This is a genomic window from uncultured Tenacibaculum sp., from assembly GCF_947495995.1.
GTDB lineage: Bacteria > Bacteroidota > Bacteroidia > Flavobacteriales > Flavobacteriaceae > Polaribacter.
In genome coordinates, this window is sequence record NZ_CANMAX010000009.1 from 64230 (window position 1) to 80744 (window position 16515).

At 30.9% G+C, this 16515-nt stretch carries 17 protein-coding genes; 5 read left to right on the forward strand and 12 right to left on the reverse strand.

What is annotated here, in order from left to right:
- Window positions 1-185 precede the first annotated feature (185 nt).
- Together Q1A15_RS18010 and Q1A15_RS18015 are read left to right on the forward strand one after the other, a co-directional pair.
- Window positions 186-2777, forward strand: a complete 2592-nt coding sequence (locus tag Q1A15_RS18010) for a T9SS type A sorting domain-containing protein (protein WP_299627319.1) — start codon at window positions 186-188, stop codon at window positions 2775-2777.
- A gap of 529 nt (window positions 2778-3306) precedes the next feature.
- Window positions 3307-4227 (forward strand): hypothetical protein, encoded by a 921-nt coding sequence (locus Q1A15_RS18015; RefSeq protein ID WP_299627321.1) that lies wholly within the window; start codon window positions 3307-3309, stop codon window positions 4225-4227.
- A 68-nt stretch (window positions 4228-4295) separates the two neighbouring features.
- Here the strand turns inward: Q1A15_RS18015 and Q1A15_RS18020 are convergent, their stop codons facing one another.
- The gene (locus Q1A15_RS18020; protein WP_299627323.1) at window positions 4296-5183 is read right to left on the reverse strand and encodes a 3-hydroxybutyryl-CoA dehydrogenase; all 888 of its coding nucleotides are present in this window, start codon (window positions 5181-5183) and stop codon (window positions 4296-4298) included.
- 31 nt (window positions 5184-5214) lie between these two features.
- Window positions 5215-6180, reverse strand: a complete 966-nt coding sequence (locus Q1A15_RS18025) for a Gfo/Idh/MocA family oxidoreductase (protein WP_299627325.1) — start codon at window positions 6178-6180, stop codon at window positions 5215-5217.
- Window positions 6181-6297: 117 nt separating this feature from the next.
- On the opposite strand from Q1A15_RS18025, the gene Q1A15_RS18030 reads away from it, so the two are divergent.
- Window positions 6298-6939: a protein-L-isoaspartate(D-aspartate) O-methyltransferase gene (locus Q1A15_RS18030; protein WP_299627327.1), complete on the forward strand. Its 642-nt coding sequence runs from the start codon at window positions 6298-6300 to the stop codon at window positions 6937-6939.
- A gap of 31 nt (window positions 6940-6970) precedes the next feature.
- On the opposite strand, the gene Q1A15_RS18035 is transcribed toward Q1A15_RS18030, so the two are convergent.
- The 10 genes from Q1A15_RS18035 to rlmD form a co-directional block, all read right to left on the reverse strand.
- Window positions 6971-8221: a T9SS type A sorting domain-containing protein gene (locus tag Q1A15_RS18035; RefSeq protein WP_299627329.1), complete on the reverse strand. Its 1251-nt coding sequence runs from the start codon at window positions 8219-8221 to the stop codon at window positions 6971-6973.
- Between the two features lie 156 nt (window positions 8222-8377).
- The gene (locus Q1A15_RS18040; protein WP_299627331.1) at window positions 8378-8536 is read right to left on the reverse strand and encodes a hypothetical protein; all 159 of its coding nucleotides are present in this window, start codon (window positions 8534-8536) and stop codon (window positions 8378-8380) included.
- A gap of 24 nt (window positions 8537-8560) precedes the next feature.
- On the reverse strand, window positions 8561-9415 hold the full coding sequence (locus Q1A15_RS18045) for a substrate-binding domain-containing protein (RefSeq protein WP_299627333.1): 855 nt from the start codon (window positions 9413-9415) through the stop codon (window positions 8561-8563).
- The gene (locus Q1A15_RS18050) at window positions 9416-10285 is read right to left on the reverse strand and encodes a nucleoside phosphorylase (RefSeq protein WP_299627335.1); all 870 of its coding nucleotides are present in this window, start codon (window positions 10283-10285) and stop codon (window positions 9416-9418) included.
- A 7-nt stretch (window positions 10286-10292) separates the two neighbouring features.
- Entirely contained in the window at window positions 10293-11225 is a 933-nt protein-coding gene (locus Q1A15_RS18055) for a DUF1835 domain-containing protein (protein ID WP_299627337.1), read from the reverse strand.
- A 171-nt stretch (window positions 11226-11396) separates the two neighbouring features.
- A complete protein-coding gene (locus tag Q1A15_RS18060) occupies window positions 11397-11720 on the reverse strand; it encodes a translation initiation factor (protein ID WP_299627339.1) in 324 nt (107 codons plus the stop codon).
- Window positions 11721-11723: 3 nt separating this feature from the next.
- Window positions 11724-12671, reverse strand: coding sequence for a 2-oxoglutarate and iron-dependent oxygenase domain-containing protein (locus tag Q1A15_RS18065; RefSeq protein WP_299627342.1), 948 nt, complete (start codon window positions 12669-12671; stop codon window positions 11724-11726).
- Window positions 12672-12732: 61 nt separating this feature from the next.
- Window positions 12733-13455, reverse strand: a complete 723-nt coding sequence (locus Q1A15_RS18070) for a DUF6048 family protein (RefSeq protein ID WP_299627344.1) — start codon at window positions 13453-13455, stop codon at window positions 12733-12735.
- Window positions 13430-13924: a DUF6452 family protein gene (locus Q1A15_RS18075; RefSeq protein WP_299627346.1), complete on the reverse strand. Its 495-nt coding sequence runs from the start codon at window positions 13922-13924 to the stop codon at window positions 13430-13432. The genes Q1A15_RS18070 and Q1A15_RS18075 overlap by 26 nt, the downstream gene beginning before the upstream one ends.
- 6 nt (window positions 13925-13930) lie before the next feature.
- Window positions 13931-15382 (reverse strand): 23S rRNA (uracil(1939)-C(5))-methyltransferase RlmD, encoded by a 1452-nt coding sequence (gene rlmD / locus Q1A15_RS18080; protein WP_299627348.1) that lies wholly within the window; start codon window positions 15380-15382, stop codon window positions 13931-13933.
- Between the two features lie 126 nt (window positions 15383-15508).
- On the opposite strand from rlmD, the gene Q1A15_RS18085 reads away from it, so the two are divergent.
- On the forward strand, window positions 15509-16045 hold the full coding sequence (locus Q1A15_RS18085) for an RNA polymerase sigma factor (protein WP_299627351.1): 537 nt from the start codon (window positions 15509-15511) through the stop codon (window positions 16043-16045).
- Between the two features lie 6 nt (window positions 16046-16051).
- A complete protein-coding gene (locus Q1A15_RS18090; protein ID WP_299627353.1) occupies window positions 16052-16435 on the forward strand; it encodes a DUF6768 family protein in 384 nt (127 codons plus the stop codon).
- Window positions 16436-16515: the final 80 nt, after the last annotated feature.

The window sequence follows — 16515 nt, forward strand, 5'->3', positions numbered from 1 at the left end:
ATCGATAAAACGCAAAAGGAAGCTATTAAAGGCTTCCTTTTGTGTTTTTAATACCATTGATCTATTTTTTAAAGTTATTAAACGAAACATAACTACGAAACAGTATTTTTCCTGTGTAATCTACAGGTTTAAATCGTAAATTGGTGATAAACATTTTGTTAAACCCCCAATAAACGACTTTTACCATGAAGAATTATTACTCAAAATTAAAGAGTTTAATACTAGTAATTATCTTAACATTCACTTTTCAGGATTTAACTTCACAAACAAATGAGCCTTTCAATTGTGTTCAAGAAGCCTATTTATTTCAGAGCAACGATGTATATGCTCAAAATTTAGCTTCAGGAAATGCTATTTTAGATGGAATCAATTTATCTACGTTTGTGATCAACGGCGTAGGATACAACGAAAAAGATGGCTACATCTGGGGTTCTTTAAAATCTACAGACGGAAATACCATTATAAGAGTTGGAAATGATTATGAAACGACAGTATATACTGTTGCAGGAGCATCTTACAGTTATGTAGGAGATGTTAATCAAGATGGGATTTACTATCTAAAATCAGGAGGAAACTCTTTTTATATGATTGATTTAGATCCAGCTTCAGCTAATTATTTAACTAAAATAGGAACTGGAACTTTATCTCAAAGTATAGGAAACCACGATTGGGCATTCAATGCTGTAGATGATATGTTATATACTGTGGAGAAAAACTCTAACATTTTATATAAAATCGATCCTTCTAATGGAAACGTAACATCGTTAGGAGAAGTTCCAATTTTGTCTGGTTTAAATTATACTTATGGAGCAGTATATTTTGATGTAGATGGAAATTTTTATGTGTCAGCTAATCAAACAGGAACAGTTTACGTCATATATGCTGTTCAAAATGTAACGAGTAGTTTAGACATGACATCTAATCTTTTTGCATTTGGTCCTTCTAGTTCTCAAAACGATGGAGCAAGATGCCCAACTGCGCCAGTACCCCAAGAAGATTGTACTAATGGAGTAGACGATGATGGTGATGGTTTAGTAGATTGTGATGATCCTTCTTGTTCAGGAGTAGCTTCTTGTCCAGATATTACCCCAACTTCAACAGGTAATAACGGAGGATTAGAAAGTAACAATCGCTTATCTGAACAAATTAATCAGAGAAACATTAATAGAATAAAAAAGAATTACAAATTCGATGCTGCAAAAGCTAGAAAAGTAGAGAAAAATAGTTTCTATGCAAGAAGATCTAGTAATCAAAATATTTCACTTTGGGATTTTGTACCAATGGATATTATTCCAGGAGCTACTGCAGTTGAAAGTTCTCCAAGTGATTTAGTTGGAATTACTAATGCTACTGAGTTAGTTTCTGTAGATTATATGAGAGACAATCAGGCATACGGAACATTACTAGTTCTAAAAACAGAAGATAAAGTTTACGAGCATACAAAACATATTTGTGACCGATTTACAGGAGCTGAATTATTATCAGTTTCTAACATGGATGTAAATGATGAATTATTTATCAAATCTAGAGTTAAACAACCAAATGGTTCTATAGAATTTGTAGCAAGTTTTTCAGTAAGAGAATCGGCAGATAATAGTTCGTTTATTGTAGAATCGCACTGGAATTTAGATCAGTATGAAGATGACGGATATTACAATTTCCAAGTTTGGGCAAGTTCTATAGATGATTTATACAATATGTCGGTAGAGGTTTTACGTTTATTAGAAGTTCAAAAACCAATTAGTGAGTATAGAAGTTCAGATGCTCCACCAGTATTTATTAAGAAAGCAGCTTATAGAAGAGGTGGTAAGATTGATTTAGAAATCATTAATAATTTAAGACCATCAACAGTAGTTATTGAAGGAAATAAACGAGTAACTGAAACAAGCACAGGAGAAGCAGTAACATTTAATGTAGATTTAACAGGTTATATAAACAATGTAACTTTAGATATTGGAAACCTTTATGACTTCGGATTCAGACTTCGTAATCGTTATGATATAACTCCAGATGATTTATTCCTTTCTGATGGAACTTGGGGAGTTGATGATAGTTCTAAAACTTTTGTAGATTCATTTAATGTAATCGCAAATAATGAAACAGATGAAGATGGTGTTTATAAAGTTGAAAGAAACATTTCGTTTACAGCAACTGCAAATCAAGATGTATCTGTTTACAGATCTTTAACGCCAAAATTTGAACAAGTAGATTTATCTGAATACGATCAAGTTTCATTCAATGCAAAAGGAGATGGACAAATGAAAATGATCTTTGTTAAAGAGAGTGTTGCAGATTGGAACGATCAACCTTACATAACAGTGAATTTGACTGAGAATACAACAAGCTATACTATGTATAAAGGTGATATCATGTCTAATTTAAGTGGTGAAGTGAATTTAAACGATGTGAAAATGTTATTCATTACACTTGTTGCTGAAGACGGAACTACAGTTCAGAAAACTTTAGACATTGGTAATATTAAATTCTCAAAACAAAGTACAGCTTCTATAAAAGACGAGTCTTTAATTGAAAAGGCAATTGTAAGTCCAAATCCAATAGAAACTAATGCTGTGTTCACGTTTAACTCAAATACAACCAATAAATACAATTTTGAAGTATTTAATGTATTAGGTAAACGAGTGCATAACGAAAATATAACTGCTAAAGTAGGTAGCAATGCAATAAACTTCAATAGAAAACAACTTGCATCAGGAATTTACTTCTACAAGATAAGCTCTAAAGAACATGAAATGAAAGGTAAACTGATTTTCAAATAGTTCTTTTGTAAGACTAAAGTAGCTATTACGTCTATTTAAACAGTAAATGAGTTCTTTAATTTAATTTAACGACGAATACTTACCGTTTATCGATTGTATAGCTACTAGAAGTCTAAAAAACGATTTCTAAACTTGAAAAGCTTTGTAATTTAGCAAACGTAAGTAAGAAAGTTTGTTAATCCCTTTAAAAGTTGAAATTATGAAAGTTTTTGAAATCCTAAATGAATTAATCGCGAATATCTTTGAAACTGTGAATCCTAAGATGAATGTACAAAAGATTCCAGTTTATGTAAAAAAGAATAATAAGCACCCTTTTAAAAAATAAAAGTATCAATAGTTCGTATAATCCCCAATTTATACACTATAATGTTTTTCCCCTTTTACATTTTAACATGTAATACCCCAAAAAAAGAAAGGAACTCAATTTTGAGTTCCTTTTTTTATATCCAAAATAAAAAATCACTATTAATAGGTATTGGTTAGATTTTGATTTAAAAATAAGTTTGTTAGGAACATAAAAAGAATTCAAATGAAAATCAATTTTAAAAAAATAACTTTCATATTACTTTCTGTTTTTTTTATAGCCTGTAGTAGTTCAGAAGATGAAATGGGGGGTGAAAATGGAGGTGATGGAAATGCATCAGGTAATTTTTGTGACTTAGAATTTAAATCTAACGTAGTAGAGCGTTTTTTCTCAGTTTCTCATGTTACAAATTACGAAACTCAGTTTGAGAATTACTCAATTACTCCTTTAGAAGTTAACAATATGCGTGCAGGTAATGCAGCTTATCCAGGAAGAAGAGTAGGGCAATTAAATGGTAACGAAGGAGAATTTGATAATCCTTTGCCTGGTTCTTATGATGTTTCGTCTGTCGATGATCAATCTTGTAGAGTTGTAAAAAGATTCATTTTTCCTGGTTTTTATATAGTTGATCATAATCTTAAACTTAATGATAATATTACAAGATTAGACTTGGTTAAGAATGATATTTTTATGAACGACAGTGGTACTTTGTTGACTATTGGTGGACGTTGGAATGATAGATTTGATCCAGTAGATGATCCATTAATTTCTAATGATGTTGTTTTAAGACCACAAATTACTATAGTCGATTTTTCTGAAAATTTTTTCGATCCAGGATTTCAAGTATATAATCCACGAGATTTAGCAGATGTTAGTTTACAAATTCCTATTGGTGGAGAATTAGAAGATTTTAGACCTAATTTTGGAGCTAATGGAACAATAACAAAAGATGTAACTCGTAGCGAAATATTTGAACCTAATGAAGAAATTTTAGCTCAGAAATTTCAGATTGCAATTAAGTTTGTTGATGTGAAATTAAGAAATTCATTTGGTGCTGGTCCAGAGCAAACATTAAATGGAGAGATTTTAATTACTTGGGTTGGTACAGAAACTCCACCACAAGAAATAAATCCAATAGGCGATTAAACTAAAAAAGCAATCTAAAATATTTTAGATTGCTTTTTCTATATTATAAAAAGTAGGCTTAGCTATTTTTATGAAAACATTTTAGCCACTTTTTCTGCTTTTCTACTTTCGCTATAATCGTAAAAACCTTCTCCAGATTTCACTCCTAATTTACCTGCAGTTACCATATTAACTAATAATGGACATGGTGCGTATTTTGGGTTTTTAAATCCTTCGTACATTACATTTAAAATAGATAAACACACATCTAAACCAATAAAATCAGCTAATTGTAATGGACCCATTGGGTGTGCCATACCTAATTTCATTACAGTATCAATTTCTTTAACACCAGCAACTCCATTGTATAAAGTCTCAATAGATTCGTTAATCATAGGCATTAAAATTCTGTTAGCCACAAAACCAGGATAATCATTTACCTCTACAGGAACTTTCTTAATCTTTTCAGTAAGTTCAACAATAGTATTGTTAACTTCATCAGAAGTATTATAACCTCTAATAATTTCAACTAATTTCATAATAGGAACAGGGTTCATAAAGTGCATTCCTATTACTTTTTCTGGTCTGTTTGTAACAGCAGCGATTTGAGTAATTGAGATAGAAGAAGTATTTGTAGCAAGAATAGTATCTTCAGCACAAACTTCATCTAAATCTTTAAATATTTTTAGTTTTAAATCAATATTTTCAGTAGCAGCTTCAACCACTAAACTAGCAGATTGAACTCCATCTTTTATTGAAGTAAACGTAGTAATATTGTTTAATGTATCTTCTTTATCTTGAGCAGATATTTTTTCTTTAGCAACCATACGATCTAAGTTTTTAGAAATAGTAGCTAAACCTTTATCTAAAGCTGCTTGAGAAATATCAATTAATTGAACATTGTAACCAAATTGAGCAAACGTATGGGCAATACCATTTCCCATAGTTCCAGCACCAATTACTGCAATATTTTTCATGTAAAATTTAATTTTAGTGTTGTTTGGATTATTATTTAGAAAAACAATCGATAATTTGATGTGCTACTCGTAAAGCTTCTGTTCCTTGCGTTAAAGAAACAATTGGAGTAGTGTTGTTTTTAATTGCATCGGCAAACGAATTCAACTCATCTAAAATCGCATTGTTTGGTTCTATCTTAGGATTTTCAAAATAGATTTGCTTTTTAATACCTTCTGCATTTTGCAAAATCATAGCAAAATCGTCAGGAGTTTCAGGTGCATCTTTCATTTTAACAACTTCAGATTTCTTCTCTAAAAAGTCTACAGAGATATAAGCATCTCTTTGGAAGAAACGAGTTTTTCTCATGTTTTTCATTGAGATTCTACTCGAAGTTAAATTGGCAACACAACCATTTTCAAATTCTATTCTTGCATTTGCAATATCAGGAGTTTCAGAAATTACAGAAACACCACTTGCAGAAACATTTTTTACTTTCGATTTTACAACAGAAAGAATAATATCAATATCGTGAATCATTAAGTCTAAAACTACAGGAACATCAGTTCCTCTAGGATTAAATTCAGCCAATCGGTGTGTCTCAATAAACATAGGTGTTTCAATAATATCTTTTACAGCGGTAAAAGCAGGATTAAAACGCTCAACATGTCCAACTTGACCACGAACATGATTCTGGCTAGCTAAAGTTCGAATTGCTTCAGCTTCTTGTATTGTATTCGTTATAGGTTTTTCAATAAAAATATGTTTCCCTTTTTCGATGGCTAATTTCGCACAGTCGAAGTGAGAAAGAGTAGGAGTTACAATATCGATAACATCTACAGCATCGATTAAACTTTCTACTGTATCAAAAAAGGTGTAACCATATTCTGTAACAACTTTATCTGCATTTTCTTTATTAGGATCGTAAAATCCAACGAGTTCATATTTATCAGATTCTTGTAAAAGGCGTAGGTGAATTTTACCCAAATGACCTGCACCTAAAACTCCAGCTTTTAGCATAAATTTCGGATTTATTTTTATTGAACTGATTTACAAATCAGTGTTAACAAAGATACACTTTTATAGATTTTTTTTGGTATTTATTGCTACTTTTAACCCGCGGAAAATTTATATGTTGTGCGAGATACTACCAAACATCAAGGGCTTAGAAACCAATTAGCTAATGTTTTACATAAGAAAGGGATTATAGATGAAAAAGTACTGAATGCAGTAAGAAAAATTCCAAGACACTTATTTATAGACAGTAGTTTTGAAGATCATGCATATCAAGATAAGGCATTTCCAATTGCTGCAAACCAAACAATTTCTCATCCATATACGGTAGCTTTTCAATCGCAAGTATTGGAAATTAAAGAAGGTGAAAAAGTATTAGAAATTGGTACAGGTTCTGGTTATCAAACAGCTGTGTTATTAGAATTAAGAGCAGAAGTTTATACTATAGAAAGACAACACGAATTATTTAAAAGAACAGCGTTGTTTTTGCCTAAAATTGGCTACAAACCGAAGCGTTTTATTTTTGGAGATGGTTACAAAGGTTTACCAGAGCAAGCTCCTTTTGATAAAATTATAGTTACAGCTGGAGCTCCTTTTATTCCAAAAGCATTATTAGGTCAACTAAAAGTAGGAGGAAAGCTTTTAATTCCTGTTGGCGAAGGAACTCAAATTATGACTTTATTAATTCGTAAATCTCTTAAAGAATTTGAAAAGCACGAACTTGGTGATTTCAAGTTTGTACCAATGTTAAAGGAAAAGAATTAGTTATAAGTATTTGAGGTGTTGACTTTATAAACTACCTTTTTATAATTTTTCGTGTTATCGTAGAATTGTTTGTTTGATCTTTCAATCTCAAAAAATAAATACCACTAGAAAGAGCGTTGATGTCAATAAAATTATATTCTGTTACTGTGTTGTAATTCGGAATGTTTCTCAATAGTTGTCCGTTTACATTATAAATTGAAATATCAAATGTGTTGTTATTCTGACTTTCAATTTGAAAAGTATTAGTAACAGGATTTGGTACGATATTAATATTATTTTCTACAATTTGATTTTCATCAGTACTTAATACTGGTCTGTTGTAAAAGACTCTACTATCTCCATTTGAAAAGTTAAAGTTATTGAGTTCTTGAGTAATAAAATTTCGAATTTGAGTCAGGTTATTTCTTATCACTGGACTTATAATTGAAGAGGGCATGTAGCTAGCCGGAATTTCTTTTTCATACAAAGCGACATAAGTAATCATTCCTGCTAAAAAATAAATATTAGCTCTACCGTGTGGATCAGAATCTTCATATAATTCATCAAACGGAATTTGATTCGGAATCACAGAAGTTAATATCTGACTGATGATTCTTCCTACTGGAATTAAACGAGCATTATAACTAGATCTTGATGCAACAATTGCATCTTGATAATCGGTCCACCAAGAATCAAAACTTCCAGAAGTTCCCATCGTAATATTATGAAATTCATCAATTTCATTTTGAGTCGGTAAAGTAGGTGGATAGCTATTCATTAAATCCATCTCAGGCCAATTTCCATAAATATAAAAGCGAAGATTTGTTTTTTCGTTGTTTAACCAATCAAAAAGTGTTTCTGTTTTGCTTACCACAGATCGTCCAGCTGTAGGATCGGCAGGATCTGGTTGTGTAGACGGAACATATTGAATAAAATTAGCAGCAGTAATTAAAATTGTATTTGTGGTAGAGGTTGTAAAAGTTCCACCAGTATCAGGATCCCAAGTACCAGGAACACCGTTGTAACCAATTCCAGGTGTAGGAGGAAGGTTTCGATCAACATGATCTGTAAGCTGACCAAATGTACCAGAGGCAGCAAATGTATCAGAAGTGCTCTGAACAATATCGTTAACCCAGTAGAACGTTGCAGTTTCAGGAATTGGAGTTTCTCGTTGAGAAGCATGATGCACTAAACTGTGTATAAAACCAAAAACTTGAACATCGTCTACTTGCGAATTACTTTTTTGTGATTGTAATAATGCGATAAAAACTAAAACTATTGATAAAGTAATTTTTGATTTCATATTTCTATCTGGTTTTATATTGAAGTACAGTTAAAACTAGTGAAATATAGTTTAAAATCCTATTTATTAGGTTTTTAAAAGTGTGTAGAAGTGTTAGAAACAAAAAAATCCGCTAAAGAAAGCGGATTTATTGAATTTGAAAAAAGAACAATCAACTTATTCTGCTGTTGCATTTGCAACAACAACCTCTTGTTGATAGTTTTGTTGAGTTTGCTTAGTTTTAGTTTGTGATAAGCCGCAAGGAGCTGTGCTTCCACATGATGTTAATCCTAATAAACCAACTACACAAATTGCAATAAATACTACTCTTTTCATCTTAATACGTTTAGAAATGCTAATTTATAAAATTTTAATCAATTTACCAGAATCAATTTTCTCTTCAATAACGTTGAAGTTTACCATTTTATTTTGAATGCTGGTTAATAATTTTTCTGAAATAGGTTTTCCATCATTCCATTCGGTGATTGATAACCATTTTTGAATATCTTCTAACTGTTGTTCGTAACGTAAAGCCAGTGTTTCATCAATATTTTCAATTGATTTAAAATCAGCTGTACAATTATTGATAATATCTAAAACAGTTTTTATTTCTTCTGGATGTTGTTCTAGAATTTCTTCTCGAATAGCAACAACAAAGCAAGGCCATGGAGTAGGGCAGTCACCAACTCTTCTAAAAGTACCATTGTCTACCAATGGTTTTGTAGTAAAGTGTTCCCACATAAAATAATCTGCTTCTCCATTGGTTAATGCATCTATACCACCTTGAAGATTTTTAACTACTTTAAACTGTAGTTTATCTATATCCCAACCATTGTTATATGCGTTAACAATCGCCATTAAATGTGAACCTGATCCATATCTACTAATTGCAACAGTGGCATGTTCTAAATCGTCAATAGATTTAAATTTAGATTTAGCTCCAACATGAATCCCCCAAATTAAAGGACTTTCAACAAAAGTCTGAATAATTTTAGAAGGGTTTCCATTGATGATGTCTTTGATAATTCCTTCAGTAAGTACAATAGCAATATCAATTTCTTTTTCTCGTAAAGCTTTACACATGGCACCAGTTCCACCAGGGAAATCCTGCCAACGTAAATTGATATCTTGCGATGTATACTCTTTGTTTTTTAAGGTAATATACCAAGGATAGTTAAAATGTTCTGGAACACCACCTACTTTTAAATTCAACATTTATTCAACTAATTTATCTAGCGTGTATTTGATTAATTTTTCAACAATATCGCCAGGTTTTTCACTAAATGTACCATTAGCACGGTTGGCTAAAATAGCATTCATAGAACATGCGTTATGGCCTAGTAATTTTGAAAGACCATAAATTGCAGAAGTTTCCATTTCTAAATTAGTAATTCTGTGTTCTTGGTATGAAAAATTATCAATTTTATGATTTAATTCAGGATCTTGTAGTTGTAATCGTAAGACTCTTCCTTGTGGCCCATAAAAACCTCCAGCTGTAGCTGTAATTCCTTCATAAGTTTCAGATGAAGAAAGTTTATTGGCTAATTCTTCTGAATTAGAAATTACAACAGGATAAGCCTTTTTAGAAGACCAATCCGTTTGTTTTACAAAAGCATCTTCAATATCTGGATGAGCAATTTCTTCAGTATTGTACGATTGTAACATTCCGTTAAGATCAATTGCATGACTGCTTAGTAAAAAGCTGTCTACAGGAATATCGTCTTGTAAAGAACCAGAAGTACCAATTCGAGTTATGTTTAGTTTCGTATGTTCTGATTTAATTTCACGACTTTCGAAATTGATATTAACCAATGCATCTAATTCATTTAAAACGATATCGATATTATCTGGACCAATTCCTGTTGAAATTACAGAAATTCTTTTTCCTTTATAAATACCAGTTGTCGTTTTAAATTCTCGTTTTTGCGTAGAAAATTCAATAGAATCGAAATGTTTTGTTACTTTATCTACACGATATTGATCACCAACAAAAATAATGTCAGTAGAAATATGTTCTGGTCTCAAGTTTAAATGATAAATGCTGCCATCAGCATTTAAAATAAGTTCAGAGTTTTTAATCTTCATTAAGATGTTATAATTTCAGTAGCTTGTTTGTAGCATTAACATACAAATAGCTGTATTTTTTTGCCCCGCCAAGATACGAAAAATCAGAACGTAATTCTCTATAGTGATTTAATTGATTATGAAGAACTTTAATCCCTGTCTCACTTAATTTTACAGGATTTAATGAAGAAAATAGACCTTTTAACTCTTTTATCTTTTTAGCATACTGTACGTCTCCAAAGCCATAAACTTCTTGATTTATTAATAAAGATTGTACCAATTCATTCTCATTTTTAGCGTTTGAAGTATTAGCAGTTTCAAGAATAGTATTTTCTATGCTATTCAATCCGTTTTCTAATGAAGGAAAACGTTTTAAGTGTGCATTAATAGCTTCTGATAAATAAATGAAAGGGGAAGAAGGATTAAATTTATGAACGGTTTCTAATCGTAATGGACTATCTGAACAGTATAATTGCCATATATAATCGGCATATTCAATATCATCTTGAGTTAAGGTTACTCTATTTTTATATAAATCTAAAAGTTCTTCTTGTGATAAGTAGCCGTAACCAACATTTTTTTCATGATTATCAGACTTTCCACTTTGTATTAAAGTAATTTTTCTGCCTTTTCTATACCTTTTAAGCCAACTTACTACAGCAACCAAGTTTACTTGGCAGAACAGATCGTAATCGAACCATAAAATAATTTCATCTTGATTTTGCTTACACAGATTTCTATACTCTTTAAGTGTAAAATCGATAAAAGTCTTCTTTGTTATTTTGTAAGCAGAACTAAAAAAGTCAAAACGTAGTTTCCAAAAATCTTCGCTACCAACATCTGTAGTAGTTTTTCCTTCACACAACATCTCTCTCCAAGTGATAATTTCACCTTCTATTTTTAAATTTTTTAAAATTTCAGTAGTAGTATCACCGTTTGTAATATGTAAATATGAGCTCATTTATAAGGACTTAAAAATGCTCTCCAATAATAATAAAAAAAATAATACGTTAAGAATATTATTTTGATTTGGTCTAATTTTTAAATAATTAGAGTTTTTTTTGTTAAAAAAGTGATTTTTGTAAAATTGAGTTAAGAGATTTTAACAAAAATGGTTAACATAATTAATATGTTAACCACCAACTCTCTTAACGTTAAAACCTTTTTCTTTTAACAATTCCATAATTTTGTCACGATAATCACCTTGAATTATAATTTTATCGTCTTTAAAGCTACCCCCGACTGAAAATTTAGTCTTTATTTCTTTGGCTAATTTTTTAAAATCTTCAGTAGCACCATTATAACCATCTATTATTGTGATCGGTTTACCTTTGCGTTTTTCATACTTACAAAGCAAAGGTTCGTCTTGTAACCAAACATCAGGTTTTTTTTCCTCTTTTGACTCTTCAAATTTATGATCTGGAAAAAGGTTTTTTAATTGATCTTGTAAGTCCATTACTTATTTTATTAATCCAAGTTCGCGTAAACGCTCATTTAAGAATTCACCAGCAGTAATATCTTCAAATTGTTTAGGATTGTTTTCATCGATACAGTTTTCTAAAACATCTAATTTCATTTCAGAAACTGGATGCATAAAGAAAGGAATAGAATATCGTGAAGTTCCCCATAACTCTTTTGGAGGATTTACTACACGGTGTATTGTAGATTTTAACTTGTTATTACTATGTCTAGATAACATATCTCCAACATTAATCATTAATTCATCTGGCTGAGCAATTGCGTCAATCCATTCTCCATCATGATTTTGAACTTGTAATCCTTTTCCGTGCGCTCCCATTAATAATGTGATTAAATTAATATCACCATGAGCAGCAGCTCTAACAGCTCCTTTAGGTTCTTCATGAATTGGCGGATAGTGAATTGGTCTTAAAATACTATTACCATTAAAGATATATTGATCGAAGTATTCTTCTTCTAAATCTAGAAATAAAGCTAAAGAACGTAATACATACTTAGCTGTTTTTTCTAACATTTTATAGGTTTGCTTTCCTACTTCATTAAATTCAGAAAGCTCTTCTACATTTACGTTTGCAGGATATTCTTTCTCTAAGGTAGGATTATTTTCAACATATTGACCAAAATGCCAAAACTCTTTTAAATCACCTTCTTTTTTACCTTTTGCACTTTCCTTTCCGAAAGAAACATACCCACGCTGTCCACCAATACCAGGAATTTCATATTTCTGTTTAGTGTCTACAGGTAACTCGAAAAACTTTTTGATTTGTGCATATAAATTGTCTACTAAAGTTTCATCTAAAAAGTGCCCTTTTAATGCAACAAAACCAATAGTTTCATACGCGTTTCCAATTTCATTTATAAATTTCTGCTTTCTATTTTCGTCTTCAGACAAAAAATCTCTTAAATCAACGCTAGGTATTCTATCCATTGTTAATAAGTTTGTTTATTACTTAATGTAAAAGTAGTAAAATAGAGGGAAAGCTCTAAAATTATTTATTAACAAAAGGAATTAGGTACGAAATTGTGTAGTTAAAACCGAAACCTGTATTACTTTCAAAGACTCTGTTAAAACCAGGAGCATATAATGTTTTGAAATTATCTTGATCATCTATACTTAAACCGATTTTATAAGATCCGTGAAATCCAATAAAAAGGTTTTTAAATGTTTCTACTTTTATACCTAATTGGAATTCAATCCAATGTGCTGTTAATCCAGATTCACTAACAGGAGTTGTAATCGTTTGAATTGGAAAGAAATCAGGAGTAGCAGTATTACCTGTAGAAGTATTTGGTGTAAACTCATTAAGAGTATGTTCGAAGATGGCAAAACCATAACGACCACCAACATAAACTTCATTATTCATGTCTAACCAATTTGTATACGTATTCAAGTTTCCTCCTAAACGTATGTAATTTCCTTTTGAAGTTGAAGTAGTAAAGTCTTCGAATGTTATTTCTTCTTCGTGACCGATTTCAGCTGCAACATACCAGTTCTTAGATACACGATAATCACCAACAATTTCAAAACCAGTATAACTCTTATCTATAAAACTTAATCCTGGTTTGCTTAAATCGATACCCAAACGTAATCCGTAGCCAGTTTTATAAACTACAGTATCTTTAGGAGTATTTTTTTTTGAAGTTTTTTGAGCGTGCAGGTTAACCACACATAAGAATAAGACTAACTTAGTGAAATATGTTAACGTGCGCATTTGTTTGAGATTTAATAGATTCTACTTCAGTTACAGATAAACGATCAATCCATCCTGTTTTTTCAAAAGTAACCTCATTAAAGATGACTCTAAAACCACATGAACGTGATACATAATCGTTTTCTGGAGTGTATTTTACTGTTAGCGTTGCAAATTCATTTCCTGCACTAGCATCACTATCTGTTTCGTTTCTTTTTAAAGTGAAAACAGTTTCTTCCGTTAAAGTATTTAATGGAATTGCAATACTGTCTGCAGTGATATTCATAAATAAACTATCTGCATTTTGAATACCAGAAGCTGTCATAGAAAAACGTTGTACATCCTTAAATTCTGTCAAGTTTGTTTTATCATAAAAGCGTAAAACAAGATTTGGTGTTACAGGAGTTTGTGTACAGAAATCGTCTTTTTCACATGATAAAAAACAAATTGTAACTACAATTAGAATTACAGTATATTTTAAAAATCTCATAAACTATTACTTTTCAAATAAAACTACTGTTTCGATATGAGCAGTATGAGGAAATTGATCTACTAAACTTATTTTTTTAATAGTATAACCTGCTTCTTGTAATTGCTCTGTATCTCTAGCTTGAGTAGCTGGGTTACAAGATACATAAACCATTCTATCTGCGTTTAGATTTATGATTTTTTTAAGTGTTTTAGGAGCAATACCAGCACGAGCAGGATCTAAAATAATAGTCTTTATTTTATTTTTGAACTGAGGTTGTTCTAGTAAAAACTTACCAACATCAGCTGCATAAAATTCTACGCCTTCAATATTATTACGTTTGGCATTTTTCTTAGCATCTTCAATTGCAGAAGCGACAATATCAACTCCAACAATTTTAGCATTTTCACTACGAGAAGCTAATATTTGACCGATAGTTCCTGTACCACAAAATAAATCCATTACAATTGTGTTATCAATTGCATCTTTATTTTCTAAAGCATAATCAATTACTTTACTATAAAGTTTCTCAGCTGATTTCGGATTTGTTTGAAAAAAGCTTTTCATACTAATTTCAAAGTTCAAACCTAATAACTCCTCAACAATTTTATCTTTACCATATACCAAATCAATACTTCCAGAAGTAGCGATTGTTCTATCTCCAGTTTCATCGTTTATAGTATGTAACAGTCCAGCTAATCGATCGCCAAATAACTCTTGTAAAAGAGAAACGAAATTAGGCATGCTAAATTTCGGTAAATCTTTAGATGTAGTAACTAAGTTACAAAGTAATTCGTTGGTTTTGTATGATTTTCGAACTACAAAATATCTGAAAAAACCTTCTTTTTTTGGTCCGTGCCAAGGTGCCAAACCAGTTTCTTCACAATAAGTTCTAATCCTTTTTAAACTATTTTCAAATTCAGCATCGAATAAACCACTATCCTTATCTAAATTTTCACCCATCCACCAAACACCACGTCTTTTAAAACCAAGTGTAAATTCATCTACATCGGTTTTTTGTTCACGATCATATCCAATGGCAGAAAAACTATATTCCATTTTATTTCTATAGTGAAATACATTTGGAGAACTTACAAATTCATCAAAGTAGTCTTCAATATTTTCAATCTTTCCTATTTTTTTGAATAACGACATTGTACTTGTGTATTTGTACTCGTGTTGTTTTTCTATTGGAAGTTGAATATAAGGTGCACCAGGAACTTCTTGATAGTTTGAAGGAATTTCATCTTCAGAAGCTTTAAGTACATCTACCAATTTACATTCTGCATATTTCTTTTGAGATTTTGTAACTCGTGCTTTCACCAATTGACCTGGTAAAGTATTCGGAACAAAAACTACAAATTCTCCATGTTCGTTACGAATACGTCCTATACCTTTTCCTCCAAAAGCATAGTCTTCAATAAGAATTTCAATAATTTCTCCTCTTTTAACAAACTTGTTACGTTCTCTTCTTGGCATCTGTATATTGATTTAAAGGTTTGCAAAATTAGAAAAGATATCTCTTATTGAGATTGGTTTCGAATATTAATTTATATTAAAATGAACCTTTTGTGAAAATATGCGTCATGTAAGTGAACATAACTTATGAAAAACAAAACTGCACATACAGATAAAGAGCTTATCAAAGCTTATGTAAATGGAGAGCGTAAAGCACTTTTGATTTTAGTAAAAAAGTGGCATCAGCCTTTTTGTAAAATTGCTTTTTCGTACGTGAGAAGTTCAGCGATTGCTAAAGATATAGCTCAAGAAAGTTGGGTTGTTATTGTAGATAAGTTAGATACTTTAGAAGATGTCGGTAAATTTAAGAGTTGGGCAATACAAATTGTTAAACGAAAAGCTTTGGATTATTTAAGAAAGAAGCAGCGACAAACAAAACACTTGACATTTTATAAAGAAGATGTTGAATTTGAAGAAAATTCAGAAGAATCAATAAATGAAAAGAAAGAAAAATTAAGAATTGCAATTAAAAAATTAACGCTTGCACATCAGCAAGTAATACGTCTTTTTTATGTTGAAGAACGATCATTAACTGAAATAAGTGAATTGCTCAACATTTCAGTAGGTACAGTGAAATCAAGATTATTTCATGCAAGAGAGAAATTAAAAAATACAATAAAATAATACAATATGAAATTTACAGAAGACATCGATGAATTGATAAAAGAAACATTAACAGAAGAAGAAGCTGTTTTTTATCAAGAGTTAGAAGAGCAAAACATTTGGCAAATGGCTTTTGGTTTATTCAAAGGGAAAAATAAATGGATTTTAGTTGCTATGAATATGGTTACATTAATCTTTTTCGGGTTTTTCATATACTGCCTTGTTCAGTTTTTTGATGCCACGGAAACTAAAGAATTGATAAAATGGGCAACCGGAGCTGTCATTTTTTTACTTGGTGTAAGTATGTTGAAGATATTTGCTTGGATGCAAATGGATAAAAACGCGCTATTAAGAGAGATAAAAAGATTAGAAATACAAATACTATCATTAGCATCAAAAAGCTTGAAGTAAGATTTCATTAGCCGATGAATATTTATTAATTTGCAGACCTCTTAGGGATGATTTCTCTCCCACGCTGCTTTTTCGAACTT